The 14,071-nt window shown below is 53.7% G+C and carries 16 protein-coding genes and 1 pseudogene; 11 read left to right on the top strand and 6 right to left on the bottom strand.

Annotated features, from left to right (window positions below; genetic code table 11):
- Positions 1-492: aldo/keto reductase (locus tag RWM61_RS18940; RefSeq protein ID WP_314003727.1), on the top strand; the 492-nt coding region annotated here is incomplete at its 5' end.
- Between the two features lie 75 nt (positions 493-567).
- On the opposite strand, the gene RWM61_RS18935 is transcribed toward RWM61_RS18940, so the two are convergent.
- The gene (locus RWM61_RS18935) at positions 568-1,119 is read right to left on the bottom strand and encodes an XRE family transcriptional regulator (protein ID WP_314003725.1); all 552 of its coding nucleotides are present in this window, start codon (positions 1,117-1,119) and stop codon (positions 568-570) included.
- Between the two features lie 144 nt (positions 1,120-1,263).
- On the opposite strand from RWM61_RS18935, the gene RWM61_RS18930 reads away from it, so the two are divergent.
- Genes RWM61_RS18930 through RWM61_RS18915 form a run of 4 tightly spaced genes read left to right on the top strand, consistent with a single transcriptional unit; the run spans position 1,264 to position 4,516 of the window.
- Positions 1,264-1,668, top strand: coding sequence for a DoxX family protein (locus tag RWM61_RS18930; protein WP_314003723.1), 405 nt, complete (start codon positions 1,264-1,266; stop codon positions 1,666-1,668).
- A gap of 22 nt (positions 1,669-1,690) precedes the next feature.
- On the top strand, positions 1,691-2,350 hold the full coding sequence (locus RWM61_RS18925) for a dienelactone hydrolase family protein (RefSeq protein ID WP_314003721.1): 660 nt from the start codon (positions 1,691-1,693) through the stop codon (positions 2,348-2,350).
- An 8-nt stretch (positions 2,351-2,358) separates the two neighbouring features.
- Complete coding sequence (locus RWM61_RS18920; RefSeq protein WP_314003719.1) at positions 2,359-3,129, top strand: class III extradiol ring-cleavage dioxygenase; 771 nt, start codon at positions 2,359-2,361, stop codon at positions 3,127-3,129.
- Positions 3,130-3,157: 28 nt separating this feature from the next.
- The gene (locus RWM61_RS18915) at positions 3,158-4,516 is read left to right on the top strand and encodes a hypothetical protein (protein ID WP_314003717.1); all 1,359 of its coding nucleotides are present in this window, start codon (positions 3,158-3,160) and stop codon (positions 4,514-4,516) included.
- A 204-nt stretch (positions 4,517-4,720) separates the two neighbouring features.
- Here the strand turns inward: RWM61_RS18915 and RWM61_RS18910 are convergent, their stop codons facing one another.
- Positions 4,721-5,269, bottom strand: coding sequence for a TetR/AcrR family transcriptional regulator (locus RWM61_RS18910; protein WP_314003715.1), 549 nt, complete (start codon positions 5,267-5,269; stop codon positions 4,721-4,723).
- 173 nt (positions 5,270-5,442) lie between these two features.
- On the opposite strand from RWM61_RS18910, the gene RWM61_RS18905 reads away from it, so the two are divergent.
- A complete protein-coding gene (locus tag RWM61_RS18905; RefSeq protein ID WP_314003713.1) occupies positions 5,443-6,492 on the top strand; it encodes an NAD(P)-dependent alcohol dehydrogenase in 1,050 nt (349 codons plus the stop codon).
- Positions 6,493-6,598: 106 nt separating this feature from the next.
- The gene (locus RWM61_RS18900; protein WP_314003711.1) at positions 6,599-6,994 is read left to right on the top strand and encodes a cupin domain-containing protein; all 396 of its coding nucleotides are present in this window, start codon (positions 6,599-6,601) and stop codon (positions 6,992-6,994) included.
- A 357-nt stretch (positions 6,995-7,351) separates the two neighbouring features.
- Here RWM61_RS18900 and RWM61_RS18895 read toward each other — a convergent pair whose 3' ends face one another.
- The 4 genes from RWM61_RS18895 to RWM61_RS18880 are packed head-to-tail and all read right to left on the bottom strand — an operon-like array spanning position 7,352 to position 10,872.
- Positions 7,352-8,191 (bottom strand): ABC transporter permease subunit, encoded by an 840-nt coding sequence (locus RWM61_RS18895; protein WP_314003709.1) that lies wholly within the window; start codon positions 8,189-8,191, stop codon positions 7,352-7,354.
- The gene (locus RWM61_RS18890) at positions 8,188-9,177 is read right to left on the bottom strand and encodes an ABC transporter ATP-binding protein (protein WP_314003707.1); all 990 of its coding nucleotides are present in this window, start codon (positions 9,175-9,177) and stop codon (positions 8,188-8,190) included. The genes RWM61_RS18895 and RWM61_RS18890 overlap by 4 nt, the downstream gene beginning before the upstream one ends.
- Positions 9,174-10,346: a hypothetical protein gene (locus tag RWM61_RS18885; protein WP_314003705.1), complete on the bottom strand. Its 1,173-nt coding sequence runs from the start codon at positions 10,344-10,346 to the stop codon at positions 9,174-9,176. The genes RWM61_RS18890 and RWM61_RS18885 overlap by 4 nt, the downstream gene beginning before the upstream one ends.
- Positions 10,303-10,872 carry a sigma-70 family RNA polymerase sigma factor gene (locus RWM61_RS18880; protein ID WP_314003703.1) on the bottom strand — a complete coding sequence of 190 codons (570 nt, stop codon included), beginning with the start codon at positions 10,870-10,872 and terminating at the stop codon, positions 10,303-10,305. The genes RWM61_RS18885 and RWM61_RS18880 overlap by 44 nt, the downstream gene beginning before the upstream one ends.
- A 343-nt stretch (positions 10,873-11,215) precedes the next feature.
- Between RWM61_RS18880 and RWM61_RS18875 the strand changes: the two genes are divergently transcribed.
- From RWM61_RS18875 to RWM61_RS20345, 4 genes and pseudogenes are all read left to right on the top strand, one after another.
- A complete protein-coding gene (locus tag RWM61_RS18875) occupies positions 11,216-12,196 on the top strand; it encodes an aldo/keto reductase (protein WP_314003701.1) in 981 nt (326 codons plus the stop codon).
- Positions 12,197-12,223: 27 nt separating this feature from the next.
- The gene (locus RWM61_RS18870; protein WP_314003699.1) at positions 12,224-12,610 is read left to right on the top strand and encodes a MerR family transcriptional regulator; all 387 of its coding nucleotides are present in this window, start codon (positions 12,224-12,226) and stop codon (positions 12,608-12,610) included.
- Between the two features lie 42 nt (positions 12,611-12,652).
- Positions 12,653-13,801 carry an MFS transporter gene (locus RWM61_RS18865; protein ID WP_399539026.1) on the top strand — a complete coding sequence of 383 codons (1,149 nt, stop codon included), beginning with the start codon at positions 12,653-12,655 and terminating at the stop codon, positions 13,799-13,801.
- Positions 13,801-13,956: pseudogene (locus tag RWM61_RS20345) on the top strand (alcohol dehydrogenase); the annotation flags it as partial. The gene RWM61_RS18865 and the pseudogene RWM61_RS20345, both read left to right, overlap by 1 nt.
- Between the last annotated feature and the right edge of the window lie 115 nt (positions 13,957-14,071).

Genomic DNA, 14,071 nt, shown 5'->3' with positions numbered 1-14,071 from the left:
GAGCCGATGCAGCGGCACTTGGTAGATGTATTTCATGACCATGATGTAGGCGATGTGTCGATGCAGAATCATTTAAATCTTATTTACCGCGAAGAAGAAAGGGAAATGCTGCCGCTCTGTAAGGCTGAAAAAATCGGTGTGATTCCCTATAGCCCGCTTGCTGGAGGAAGATTAACAAAGGATCCAGAGGAAAAAACACACCGTTCGGAAACCGATCAGATTGTGAAACAGAAATATGATGCAACTGCAGATACCGATCGATTGATCATCGATCAGGTAGCGGCCATCGCAGAAAAACATGGGGTTCCTCGTGTACAAATCGCACTTGCCTGGGTGCTGCAAAAAGAACCTGTAACGGCTCCTATTGTCGGTGCAACGAAAATCTCACATCTAGAGGACGCCATTGCTGCGCTCTCGGTTAAACTGTCACCTGAAGAAATAGCGTCGTTGGAAGATCCGTACGTACCTCACCGGATCGTTGGTCATCAGTAAACTTGATCCGCGCGGGAAAAGACCCGATGGTAGGGCAGGACCGGAAGTAGCAACTCCGGACTGCCCTTTCACATTTTAGAGGAGATCCCGCCCGCTGTCGGTTTCCGTATAGATGGATATTAACACGATTGCCGTTTCCTCGCCTATGTTTCTCACCAAATGGGGCGTGCACGCGTTCCAACTGAAGGAATCGCCCTCTCCGAATTCGGCCGCGTCTTCTCCCTGCTTTGCGTAGATCCTCCCTTTAAGAACAACATGAACCTCCTCGCCTTCATGCGCATGAGGAACGTCTCCGGTCGAAGCCCCTGGAGGAAACTCTACGAGCATCATCCTGACGTTCTTCGTGTTGCTCAAGTGCTCAACCTTCAAATTTCCGGCGCCGCTTGTCGTAATTCTTCGTTCATCCTTTCGGACGATATTCATCCGCTCCTCCTTCTTTAAGAGCAAATAAGCTAAAGGCACCTTTAAAGCCTTTGCAATGCTCTCCAGCGTCGAAATGGAGGGGGAGGTTTTATTGGTTTCAACCTGACTCATAAAACCTTGGGACAGGCCGGTTTCTTCGCAGATTTGAGCGATGGTGATATTCTTTCTCTTTCGAATCGCTCGTATAGTGGAGCCTATATCCATCCGATTGCACCTCGCGAATATTTCTAATACAAAACATAATTACATATTAGCAATTTTTCTGTTGACACGCCAGTGTGCTTTAGTATAAATTACCCATATGAAATTTATTTCATTATCACTAATATTCATGGAGGAGAGAATTCAATGACAAAGACAGCAGTCGTATCGGTTATTATGCGTGTGGTGATGGGAATCATATTTTTAGTTCATGGGATCGCCAAGTTTCAAATGGGACTTAGCAATGTAGACGCATGGTTCAGTTCTATTGGTATCCCGGGATTTTTGGCTTATGTTGTGGCGGTGCTTGAACTTGTGGGCGGCATTATGCTCATTGCGGGATTGTTTACCCGTTATGTATCGGCGTTGTTTATTGTCATGCTAATCGGTGCTATTTTTACGGCGAAGCTTTCGGTTGGACTTCTTGGGAACGGACAAATGGCCGGCTATGAGCTGGATCTCGGTTTTATCTTGGTAACGTTGTATCTGGCTGTTGCCAATGATCCGGCGCTTTCGGTTGACCGTTTTATTATGAGCAAGCGAACCGCATAACCTATAGCTAAGGATGATGATTATGAATCCGGTTTATCAATATGACATTCATTTGCCGGCCAATCTGGACCCGGACAAGAAATACCCGGTCGTCTTTACACTGCACGGCAAAGGCTCCAATGAAAGAAATATGTTCGGTTTGGTCGCTCCATTAGCCGATGATTGCATCATTATCGGCATTCGCGGCAATTTGCCGCTCGGCGCCGGTTATCAGTACTATGATTTGAAAAGCCTGGGCAATCCTATCCGGGAGATGTTTGACGAAGCAGTTAAGCAGCTTGAAGCATTCATTCATTATGCGACGGAAAAGTATCCGATCGATCCGGGCAGGCGTTATTTGCTAGGCTTTAGCCAAGGCGCGATCCTGTCCATGACGCTTGCACTAACGATGGGGGATCAGTTGAAGGGAATCGTTGCGTTAAATGGCTACGTTCCTGAGTTTGTGAAGACGGAGTACCCGCTGCGCAGCGTGAAGGACGTGTCGGTATTTGTTTCGCATGGTGAGTACGATTCTATATTCCCGGTTCGGATCGGCCACGAGACGGCGGCGTACTTCAAGGATCAGACGCCGCGCTTAACGTTCAAATTATATCCGACCGACCACGGGGTATCGGAAGAGAATCAGCGTGACGTTCTGAATTGGCTTAAGCAGGATGCCGGTTTGATTACAAACAAGGGGTGAGAAGCCGTATGATCCCTTCCTATTTCTTCGCGCATGGCGCTCCGTCGATCGTGCTTGAGGATAACGAATATACACAATTGTTAAAGAGCTTCAAGGATCATACGCCCAGACCGAAAGCGATCCTGCTCTTTTCCGCTCATTGGGAGGAGCCGGTGCAGACGATCGGCGCCGCTGAAACGTATGAGACCATTTATGATTTCGGCGGGTTTCAAGATGAGCTTTACGAGATGACCTATCCGGCCAAAAGCGATCGCTCGCTGAGCGAGCAGGTGCAATCGCTGTTTGCGAAGCACGGCATTCAGAGCGTTCTGAATGAGAGGAGAGGACTCGATCACGGAGCTTGGGCGGTTCTGAAGCTGCTATATCCGGATGCGGATGTCCCGGTTGTCGCTCTATCCGTGAACCGGTATCTAACTAACGAGCAGCAGTATCAAGTCGGTAAGGCTCTTTCGGTGCTTAGGGAACAAGATGTTCTCATTATCGGCAGCGGTGGAACGGTCCACAATTTAAGAAGATTGAAATGGCAATCGGAGGCGATCGACGAGTGGGCGGAGCAGTTCGACAACTGGCTTCAGAGCAAGCTTGAGTCGTGGGATACGGAAGCGCTGTTTCAATATCGTGAACGGGCTCCTTACGCCCAAGAGGCCGTACCGACGAGCGAACACTTTATTCCGCTGCTTCTCGCGATGGGAACCGGGGACTCCAATCGTCAGGCAAAGCTGCTTCACCGCAGCTACCAATACGGCAATCTGAGCTTAAGCTGCTGGCAATTTAGTTAAGAATTACGATTGAAAGAAGGCGGATCGAATGACATCCGCAGTTAAGGCTGCAATGGAGAGGACGATCATATTCTCCATTGCCGCGGTTTATATTGTACAGCAGTTGACGCAGTTGGATCTGCTCACCCCTCTGCTGGGAAGCTTGGTTTTTATCGCAATCGCCTTATTGCAGCCGAAGCTTAAGGGGGTGAGCCTGTGGCTTACGATCTCCTTTATGATTGTCGGCGCGGCCCTCCTGATGCTGCAAAAAGCGGATGCCAGGGTTTGGTTCGAGGCGGCCGGAATAAACGTGACGATCGTTACTCTGTTCTTATTGGCTCCGCTTTTTGGGATTCCGGTTCGAATTCCCGACTACGTCGAAGCGTTGAAGCGGTTCTACGAAACGAACCTTCGGAGTAAGACAGGCTTATTCATAGGCACGCAGCTTCTTACCCAAATCATGGGCGTGTTTATCAACGTGGGATCGATCCCAGTGGTTTATCAGATCGTCTTTGTGAAGCCGCAGCCGGGCATGTCCGGGTTGCTTGCCAATGCGCTGAACCGGGGATTTGCGGGGGCGATTTTTTGGTCGCCGTATTTCGCCGCCATGGCGCTCGTGACTTCGGCGCTAAAATTGCCTTGGTCGTTTATTCTCCCTTATTTGCTCGGTTTGGCGATTCTAAGTCTTTTTATAAGCTGGGTTGTGGATTTTCGGGAGCTGCGGCACGCGAAAGCGGAATCTCCTCAACAGGAGCCAGCTGCGGAGCAGGGGAAAGCGGCTTTTCCGTTCGGGCTCGGGATGTATTTAACAGCTGCGATTATCGTCATCCTGGTGTTGGAGCGGACGGTCCAGCTGCCGATGGTGATGTTGATTTGTATGGCTGCGGTATTGTTTCCGCTGATCTGGTGCATGGCGAAGGGGGCTATGGACGTATACCGGCAAGGCTTAAAGAATCATTTTACCGTAACGCTCCCAGCCTTGCAGAAGGAGATCACGCTGTTTCTGGCCGCCGGTTTCTTCAGTGGTTCAATCCGCGAAACGGGGTTCGGGTCAGCCGTTCCGGCGCTGCTGGAGCAAGTCCCTCTACCGATTTCCTTTACATTCTCGCTGTTCACGGTGGTTCTCATTGCGGGAACATCCTTAATCGGTCTGCATCCCATCGTGCCGGTGACCATTCTTGCGGGCGGCATCGATCCGCTCGGCGTGCAAATCAGCCCGACGTATTTCGCGGTGCTGCTGCTCGGATGTTGGGGCTTGTCCAATCCCGTATCGCCGGCCTCAGCCGTGAACAATTTGCTGGCGGGTCTGTTTAAGAAGCCCGTGTTTGAAATGACCGTACCGAATTACAAATTCTCCGGTTGTATGGCGATTGCGCTTCTCATTTATTTGGCGTTCGTGACTAGTTAAGTGTTTTATGATTAGGGACGGTCAATCATCGCGAGAAAAAAATCCCATGCTTTTATTTCAAAAAAGCGCCATCCGCATCGGATCGGCGCTCTTTTGGTTGTTGACTAAGGCCATCCTAGATCTAAGGAGGTCATCCCCCCGTCAAGTAGACAGAAAAAGACTTTGAATTAAGCGGCGATCGATTCCCGGTGTGTTTAATATGGACTATAAACTTCTCCCTAACAGGGTACCAACTTGTTTGGCCATTATTTGCGGCGGATAGGGCATTCCATTCCTGATCCACCATTCAATTACCCCTACATAAGCAGTCCCGGCATATTGCAACATAACCTCATCGCTTAAATCCGTATTTCTTCCGCTTTCTCTGTCAATCTCACCTTTGAATCCTTCCATAAAAGAAGCAAGAAGCCGAGTTCTAAACGATGACGGTGCTCCTTTGCTTGCTAACATGGTCGAAAAAAATAAATAATTTTTCTCAAAGTATTCGAAATAAGGAACAAGAGCTTCGATCCAATCCATCTCACATGCCCACTCATCCATCGCTCCCAATTCATTCATGTGTGCTTCTATGAGTTTATCCAATAAATCAAATTTGTCCTGATAATGAAGATAAATGGTTCCGCGATTTACGTTTGCCCGGTCTGCAATATCCTGAATCGTGATCTCATCGAAATTTTTATCAGCCATCAGCTCGATAACCGCTTTTTTCAACGATTCTTGGGTTTTCAGAATTCTCCGATCCACTTTTGTCATCGTTAACTCCGCCTAACTTTCTAATATAATCAACATTTTTGCGTGATGTGTTGATATATCAACAAATTGCGTTTTTTTAACCATTGAATGTATGTTCCTTACTATTATAATATACATGAGTTGATTAAACAAATGATTTCGTTTATCCATTTCTTGTTGCAGGAGGTTATACGATGATTAATGCTAACGCACGCGCTGTATTTAGTCCTGAAGGTCCGTTCAAACTGACCACGATCGAGCGCAGGGATCTTAAGCCGCATGATGTCCTGATTGAGATTAAGTACGCGGGTATTTGCCACTCTGACATCCATACCGCTCGCGGCGAGTGGGGGCCGGTAAATTATCCTCTCGTTCCAGGCCACGAGATAGCCGGAATCGTCACCCAGATTGGTTCGGAAGTTACAAAGTATGCCGTTGGCGACCGGGTAGGGGTCGGCTGCATGGTTGACTCCTGCAGAGAGTGCAATAACTGCCATAAGGGTTTAGAGCAGTATTGCCTTAATGGAAATACGGGCACCTATGCAGCAACCGACAGGTATGGGCAATATACGCAGGGGGGTTATTCCACTCACATCGTCGTAACGGAAGACTTCGTGGTCCGAATTCCTGACGGTATTGAGCTTGATGTCGCCGCTCCGCTGCTGTGTGCCGGCATCACAACGTATTCGCCGCTGCGCCATTGGGGAGTTGCCCCCGGCAAGAAGGTAGCTGTTGTTGGACTTGGCGGACTCGGACACATGGCGGTGAAGCTCGCCCGTGCCATGGGGGCAGAGGTTACTGTGCTATCACAAACATTGAAGAAGAAAGAAGACGGTTTGCGGCTGGGCGCGGATCTTTATTACGCCACGAGCGATCCGGAGACGTTCAATAAACTGGCTGGTACGTTCGACCTCATTGTAAATACAGTGAGCGCGAAGATCGATATGAATGCCTACCTTTCGTTGCTGGCGCTGGACGGTACACTAGTCAATGTCGGGGCGCCAGCTGAGCCGTTGCCAGTTCAAGTATTCTCACTTATCCCTCATCGCCGGTCGTTTGCTGGATCGATGATCGGTGGAATTCGCGAAACGCAGGAAATGCTTGACTTTTGCGCTGAACACGACATTACTCCTGAGATCGAGGTTATTTCCGCTAACCAGATTGATGAAGCCTGGGAGCGCGTATTAGCTTCAGATGTCCGCTATCGATTTGTGATCGACATCAGCACGATGGAGAATGAATAACGATTCATCCAGTCTAAATATTGGGGCACGCCAACACCGGTGTGTCTCTTTACTTGAACAAACCATAGGGTAGACCTACAAAAACTCAAATGGAGGTATTTGCAGAATGGAAATCAAAAGAATCGGGTCGCAACCTTCCGGCAAAGGACCGTCTGAATATTTTACCGGCACGGTTCGTATTGATCCCCTGTTTGAAGCAGCCGATCCTGCACGCGCAGTTGGATCCAGCGTTACGTTCGAGCCCGGTGCGCGGACGGCATGGCATACTCATCCGCTAGGCCAGACTTTGATTGTAACGGCGGGCAGCGGACGGGTTCAACGCTGGGGAGATCCAATTGAGGAAATACATTCGGGTGACGTGGTCTGGTTCCCGCCGGGTGAGAAACATTGGCATGGAGCTTCTCCAACCACGGCAATGACCCATATTGCCATTCAAGAACGTCTTGACGGTAAGGCGGTCGATTGGATGGAAAAAGTCAGTGACGAGCAATACGAATCCTGAACGGGCTAAACCTATCCACTCCTTTTATTATTTGCTGCTTCCTACGCTGCCGCTATTCCTCAAACAGATAGGCGGCAACGGATCGGCGGTTAGTTTGGCGCTACGCTAACGGAAACTTTAGTGAAATAGCGCAGCGGCAGTCTAGGACTTTATTTTCTCGTCCTGGGCTGCCGCTGTCTCTTTTTTCAATGTTAGTCTAAAACTATTTTCCTTAAGGCGCGGACGGGTCCTGTTCATCCGGTCCGAGGGCACCCTGGCGGAGGTGTTCGAGCTGCAGCACGAGCTTCGCCAGCGGGTGGCGGGGGATTTCCGTGTGCTGTACGTCCAGCATGGACGAGTCACCCGTAGGGTCAAGCTCTACAGATCCTTCCGGCTGAACGCCCGGCACCCCAGCAAAAGCAGAACCGCCGCATACCCCACCGTATACAGGAGGAAGGCATTCGAAGGAATACTCGGCATGGAAAAAGGCCCCATGTCAGCCGTCGCCAATCCGGCCCAATCCGCTCCCCCCAGAACCTCGTAGAGGCTTCTTCGGTAGACGGAGTCCGTGGGCAGGAGCAGCCCGGTTAGAAGAACGAATTTTTCCAGTGCGGGCTGGCTCCCTTCATATGTCGATACCCCTTCGACCAGCCCAATGAAGAGGGCAAACCCGTACAGCAGGGCGGCGCAGATCCCGTTCCCCAGCATCGGCAAATAGACGGAACCCAGCATGGTTAGCGTGAGGAGAAGGAGCGGCATCCAGAGAAACAGCCCGAGGCCTCGCAGCAGATCCTCCGCCAGTACGGGAAGTCCGGCCAGGCTGTGGATGGTCCAGACCACGGAAACGAACAAGGCTGTGTTGTACACGGTGATCCAGACGGCGTGGCCCAGCCATTTGGCCAGATAGAGCTTCCAGCGGGGGATGGGGCGGGCGGCGACGGCCAGCAGCAGGCCGTTCTCCTGCTCGCCCGTGACGGTGCCCATGGCTGAGAAGAGCACGAAGAAGGCCGCCAGGAATTGCGCGAAAAAAAGTCCCAGCACCATCAGCACCATGCTGGTCATCAATCGTTCGGCGGGGGAGTTCTGCCCGGCCATGCCGGACAGCTCCCGGACTCCGAAGGCGAACAAGGCCAGAAAGAGAAAGGTCAGAATTAGCGTGACCAGGAACACCCGCTTGCGGGTCAGCTCCTTGAAGGTGGCGGAGATGTACATGGTCATTGCGGGACACCTCCTTGGCGGGATTGGGCCATCCGGAGGAACCAGGCCTCCAGGCTGTTCGGCTCGGGGCCGGATTCGTAGAGCGTCAGGCCGATCCGGATGAACAGGGAACACAGGTAGCCGACCTGTTCCCGGTCCGTTACGCGGGCGGTTAGGAGGGCGTTACCGCTCTCATCGGCCTCGACCAGGCGCAGCAGGGAGGAGAGAGCGCCGCTGACGGCGTCGTTCAGCTCCGCCCACGTCTCCGGGAGCCAGCCGCCGAGCCGGAAGCGCCAGCTGGCACCGCTGTCCCCACTATCACCGGTGCCGCTGAGCAGCTTGTGCAGCGGACCCGACGCCAGCAGCTCGCCTCCGTACAGGAAGGCGGCTTCATCGCACAGCTCCTCCACATCCTCCAACAGATGGGTATTGAGGAAAATTGTCACGCCTCTGCCTCGAAGCCGCTTCAGCAGGCTGCGGATCTCGTAGCGACCGACGGGGTCCAGGGCTGATGCGGGTTCGTCCAGGATCACCAGCTCGGGATCCAGGAGCAGGGCGGCAGCCAGGCCGAGGCGCTGCTGCATTCCCTTGGAGAAGCCGCCGACCCGGCGGTCTGCGGATTCGGACAAGCCGACCAGCTCCAGGGTTTCCCGTACCCGGCTGCGGAAAGCGGGCGCCCGTGTCTCCTGCGGGCGCAGCCCCCCCAGCTGACCATGGAAGCGGAGCACCTCCACCGGGGTCAGCCAATCCTGAAAGCGGAACAGCTCGGGCAAATACCCAAGCTTGCGCCGAGCCTCCGGCCGGCCGAGGGGCTGCCCCAGGACGGTGGCCCGCCCGGAGTCGGGGCGGTGGAGGCCGGCCAGCATTTTGACGAAGGTGCTTTTGCCGGCACCGTTGGGTCCCAGCAGACCGAAGATGCAGCCCTTCGGCACCTGCAGGGTGATGCCGCGGCAGCCGACGCGGCCGTTGTAGGTTTTGGTCAATTCTTCTGTGTCAATCATCATCATGGCTGGATAAGCTCCTCCGCGGCCTGCTGGAAGGCGGATTCCGTAGGGAAATCCTTCATCTCACCGCTCAGCAGACCCATTCGGTCCCCGTCGAGCCAGAGCAGATGGCGATTCCTGCCGTCCGTGGTCATGACTGCATCATGTCCGCCCAACCGGAGGCTGGTGGTCACGCCGTCGCGGGCCGGAACCGGCAGGGTGCTCCGCCAATCGCCGATGGCGGCCAGTTTGGTCCGCAGGCTGTCCGGCAGCACGGGCAACCCCAGTACCGCCTCTCGGACGGTTGCCGCGTCGATGCCGTCCTCCACGGTCAGCTCCGGCTTGCCGAATTGGAGCAGCCGCACCGGCTTGCCCGACAAGGTGCCCTCTGTGGCGATGCCGTCCGGGATGTGCAGCCGGATGGCTTTGCCGTCCGCTTCTGCAGGCAGGGTGGTGGTGCTGCCCAAACGGGTGAGCAGCCGGTTGACCGCCTTCACATTCAGGTTGAAGGTAAGCGTGGTAGCCGGCTGGTAGGAGGGGGCGGTGGAGTTCCCCAGCTGGAGCAGGGGGGCTCCCATCCGTTTTTCCGCTTCCTCCCAGGTAATGGTACGGGCTTCCCCGCCACCGGACTGGGTCAAGGTGCCATATTGGGCCAGGTTGAAGCTCCGGTCTCCCTCGGGCGAGCCGCGGTCCAGAAGGCCAGAGATGGTCGCCATGTCATCCGCTGAGATCCCGACTCCGACCATGTGCTGGATGCGGAAGGTTTGCTGCATGGCGGCTAGTGCCCGGTCCCCCAGGGGGGTGGTGAACAGGCCGACAGCCATGACAGCTGCGGCAACTCCGGCGGTCAGTCTCCGAAGCCTGCGCTTGGCCGGTCTTTCCGTCCGCCAGGCGCCGTCCGCCCCGTTATGCCTTGCCGCGCTTAGAGCGCCTGTTGCTCCGACAAGCGGAGACTCTTGTGTTACCCGGGATGCTTCCGTCTGCTTCATCTCGACCGCACCATCCTTCTCGTAATTATTTTGATTCCCATCCAATCGTGCCTCGATCCTAGTTTCGTATGAACGCTGACCTTCCTCCGCCTGCCTCCAAAACGCCGGAACCGGCTCCCGGGCCGCCAGCCTCTCGAACCGGTCCCAAGCCCGGTCCGTATCAAAAACCGGCTCCCCGCCGGTCCGCTTCTCTCCGTCCGCCATCGTGCTGCTCCTCCTCCTGCCCGTATTTCTTCTTCAGCCGTTCCCCCGCCCGGGTCAGCAGCGTGCCGACAATCTTCGGGTTGACCTCCAGACGGAGGGCAATCTCGTCGTAGCTGTACCCTTCCTCCCGAAGCAGAAGGGCGGTCCGGTCCCGGTCCGAGAGCTTTTGCAGCACCCGGCGGACCACGTCTTTTTCCCACTCGCGGATGACCTCCGTCTCTCCCGAAGGGGCGGCGCCTTCCGACCAAGCCGCCACGCGGGCGGTTTCCTTTTCCAATAACGCCTTGCCCGACGACCGTTGTCTCAAATAATCGTAGCCCACCCGGGTCAGCACCCGGTGCAGCCAAGCTCCGACGGCCTCCAGCCGGTCCGGAGGGCTCCGGTACAGCCGCAGGAACACCTCTTGGGCCAAATCCTCCGCCGCCGCATAATCGCCGGTCAACGCATAGAGCTTCCGCGCCACCTCGGGGTAATGCTCCCGGAACAAGCGCTGGAACAGCTCGGGTACCTGTGCGCCTTCCTCCATGTTGCCGCCGTCCCCCCTTTCGCTTATAAGACGGATGCCGGATCGGTTTTGTAGCAGTGAAAAAAGACAATTCCCATTTTGATGCCCCTTCTTTGCGGAATCTCTTCCGCCATGGTGGGGGAAGTCCTGTTAATACTACTATGCCTTGTTGCTCTCGGTGAATGGCTGGCTGAATTATTATGGCGTAGTTACAAAACCTAGACAATGAACACCATCACTGGGCGTAACATTTAGAAGAAGATAAATATTCGTCCATAAATAATAATCCATTTTCGTATTGACTTGGAGTGCACTCCAAAGGTTAAACTCTTTTATATCTTGACAAAGAGGAGCGTGTCCACAAATGGATTATGTGAAACTCGGCAATACCGGTTTGGATGTATCCCGGCTTTGTATCGGATGTATGAGCTTTGGTGTAGCCGAGAGGTGGGTTCATCCCTGGGTGCTGGATGAGGAGCGGAGCCGGCCGATTATCAAAAAAGCCCTTGATTTAGGCATCAACTTTTTCGATACGGCCAATGTGTATTCGGACGGCACCAGCGAGGAGATCGTCGGGCGGGCACTGAAGGATTTTGCGAATCGGGATGAAATTGTACTTGCGACGAAGGTTCATTTTCGCATGCATGAAGGTCCGAACGGTGCAGGTCTGTCCCGCAAGGCCATCATGAATGAAATCGATAAAAGCCTTAAACGGCTTGGAACCGATTATGTGGATCTGTACCAAATTCACCGCTGGGATTACAATACGCCCATCGAAGAGACGATGGAAGCGCTCCATGATGTTGTAAAGGCGGGTAAAGTGAGGTATATTGGGGCTTCCGCTATGTACGCATGGCAGTTTCTGAAGGCGCTGCATGTTGCCGAGAAAAACGGGTGGACCCGGTTCGTATCGATGCAGAATCATTTAAACCTCATCTACCGTGAAGAAGAGAGGGAGATGCTTCCGCTGTGCAGGGCTGAAAAAATCGGTGTGATTCCCTATAGCCCGCTCGCATCCGGAAGATTGACGCGCGATTGGTCGGAAGCCACGCATCGTTCCGAAACGGATCAGGTTCAGAAATCCAAATACGATGCCTTCGCAGATGCCGATCGACTGATTGTGGAGCGGGTTGCGGCAATCGCGGAACAACGCGGCGTTTCCCGCGTTCAAATCGCGCTTGCCTGGCTGCTGCAGAAAGAGCCTGTTACAGCTCCCATTATCGGCGCTACGAAAGAGTCTCATCTTGACAATGCGGCAGCTGCTCTTTCGATTACGTTAACACCGGAAGAAATTGCGTCGCTGGAAGAGCCGTATGTCCCCCATCGGGTTGTCGGTGCTCTATAAAACGGAAAGACGGTGAATGGCATGTCGATGACTATCGCGGAAGTAAGCGCAAAATTCGATCTTTCGCAGGATACGCTGCGCTATTATGAACGCGTCGGGCTGATTCCCCGCGTGAACCGGAATAAAAGCGGAATCCGTGATTATACGGAAGAAGACTGCAGATGGGTCGAATTCGTCAAATGTATGCGCAATGCAGGTCTTCCCGTTGAAGTATTGATTGAGTATTTGGGCCTGTATCAACAGGGGGATGCCACGCTGGAGGCCAGAAAAGAACTCTTGATCGAACAGCGAAAGCAGTTGGGCATGAGGATCGAAGAAATGACGAACACGCTGGAACGCCTGGATTACAAAATCGACAGATATGAACAGGGACTCGTTGGAAAAGAGAAAACACTCCGAGGAACAGGGGGATAAAAGCTCGCACACCGGCAGCATGCACAAGAGGAGGAATGAAACGTGGAACGGCTATGGACGAAGTCGTTTGTTCTCATGACTGCAGGGATGCTGTTCCTTTTCATCGCATTTTACTCGCTGCTTCCGACACTGCCGCAGTTCATCAAACAGATCGGCGGCACCGAAGCGCAGGTTGGTCTGGCGACGGGCGCGTTTATGCTGTCCGCCGTTATTTTTCGGCCGCTCGTAGGCGGGCTGCTGGACCGGTTCGGCAGGCGTCCGTTTATTCTCTGGGGGCTGCTTCTCTTCGCCTTGGCGATGTATATGTACAACTGGGTCGGTGGCATTGTCGTTTTGATGGGGCTCCGAATCTTGCACGGGATGAGCTGGGCCTTTTCCACCACCGCCATAATCACGGCGACTACGGATATGATCCCTGCCGCCCGCCGCGGAGAAGGCATGGGATGGTTCAGCATGGCCATGACCTTGGCGATGGCAATCGGGCCGATGTTCGGCATCTGGGTCGCACAAAACCTATCGTACCACGCTCTGTTTCTATTCGCCGTCGGCCTTTCCGCCGTATCACTGCTCTTGACGTTTGGAGCAAAAATGCCTTTCCGGCCGCAATCGGTCGGCAGGAGAATCGAGCTTTTCGAAAAATCGGTTTTGCCCGTCACGGTATCGGTCTTTTTTCTATATATCGCTTATGGCGGCATTACCGCATTTGTTGCGCTGTTCGCAGACTCGATCCAGGTCAATTCCGGCGCGTTCTTTCTGGCCTATGCCGCAACGCTTGCCCTGATCCGTCCCATTGCGGGAAAGCTTTCGGACCGGCACGGCGAGACGTTTGTCATTGTTCCGGCCCTTGTGATTACGATTTTGGCTTTGATTGTCTTGAGCTTCGCGACCGGATTGTTCGGCGTGCTCGTTTCGGCGGTTCTGTACGGTATCGGTTTCGGTTCCGCGCAGCCGGCTCTTCAAGCAGCAACGATACGTCTTGCCCGCCCGGACCGTACAGGGGTCGCCAACGCTTCGTTGTTGACGGCGACCGATCTCGGCATCGGCCTGGGTGCCATCATGCTGGGCTGGGTTTCCCAGTACACGAGCTACCAGGTATTGTTCACGGTCAGCGCCGTGTCGGTCGCGATTTCCTTGTTGTTGTTCGCTTTCTTTGTGAAACGTTTGTTAAGGACAATGGCGTTCGCCTCCTAATCCGGGAAACGCAAGAGATGCTCGATTTCTCCGCTCAACACAGCATTGCCCCTAAAATTGAGGTCATTCGCGCCGACCAAGTAGACGAGGCGTATGAGCGTGTGCTCCGCAGCGATGTGCGGTATCGATTCGTTATCGACATATCTACCTTGTAACTTGAAAAAATGCTTTCTATCATCTTGGATCGGCTCGATGAAAGATGGGTTAGCCATTTCACATGACCTATGCAGTTCAAGTCAGTAACTGGTAATCAGTCATTACGCCAAAATT

This window comes from uncultured Paenibacillus sp. (assembly GCF_963515335.1).
Classification (GTDB): domain Bacteria; phylum Bacillota; class Bacilli; order Paenibacillales; family Paenibacillaceae; genus Paenibacillus_I.
This window is presented reverse-complemented; position numbering and strand designations above follow the sequence as displayed.

Coding starts and splice junctions, on each gene's coding strand:
- RWM61_RS18935 (WP_314003725.1), bottom strand. CDS start 1,119: ATGGATATAGGCTCCACTATACGAGCGATTCGAAAGAGAAAGAATATC.
- RWM61_RS18930 (WP_314003723.1), top strand. CDS start 1,264: ATGACAAAGACAGCAGTCGTATCGGTTATTATGCGTGTGGTGATGGGA.
- RWM61_RS18925 (WP_314003721.1), top strand. CDS start 1,691: ATGAATCCGGTTTATCAATATGACATTCATTTGCCGGCCAATCTGGAC.
- RWM61_RS18920 (WP_314003719.1), top strand. CDS start 2,359: ATGATCCCTTCCTATTTCTTCGCGCATGGCGCTCCGTCGATCGTGCTT.
- RWM61_RS18915 (WP_314003717.1), top strand. CDS start 3,158: ATGACATCCGCAGTTAAGGCTGCAATGGAGAGGACGATCATATTCTCC.
- RWM61_RS18910 (WP_314003715.1), bottom strand. CDS start 5,269: ATGACAAAAGTGGATCGGAGAATTCTGAAAACCCAAGAATCGTTGAAA.
- RWM61_RS18905 (WP_314003713.1), top strand. CDS start 5,443: ATGATTAATGCTAACGCACGCGCTGTATTTAGTCCTGAAGGTCCGTTC.
- RWM61_RS18900 (WP_314003711.1), top strand. CDS start 6,599: ATGGAAATCAAAAGAATCGGGTCGCAACCTTCCGGCAAAGGACCGTCT.
- RWM61_RS18895 (WP_314003709.1), bottom strand. CDS start 8,191: ATGACCATGTACATCTCCGCCACCTTCAAGGAGCTGACCCGCAAGCGG.
- RWM61_RS18890 (WP_314003707.1), bottom strand. CDS start 9,177: ATGATGATGATTGACACAGAAGAATTGACCAAAACCTACAACGGCCGC.
- RWM61_RS18885 (WP_314003705.1), bottom strand. CDS start 10,346: ATGGCGGACGGAGAGAAGCGGACCGGCGGGGAGCCGGTTTTTGATACG.
- RWM61_RS18880 (WP_314003703.1), bottom strand. CDS start 10,872: ATGGAGGAAGGCGCACAGGTACCCGAGCTGTTCCAGCGCTTGTTCCGG.
- RWM61_RS18875 (WP_314003701.1), top strand. CDS start 11,216: ATGGATTATGTGAAACTCGGCAATACCGGTTTGGATGTATCCCGGCTT.
- RWM61_RS18870 (WP_314003699.1), top strand. CDS start 12,224: ATGACTATCGCGGAAGTAAGCGCAAAATTCGATCTTTCGCAGGATACG.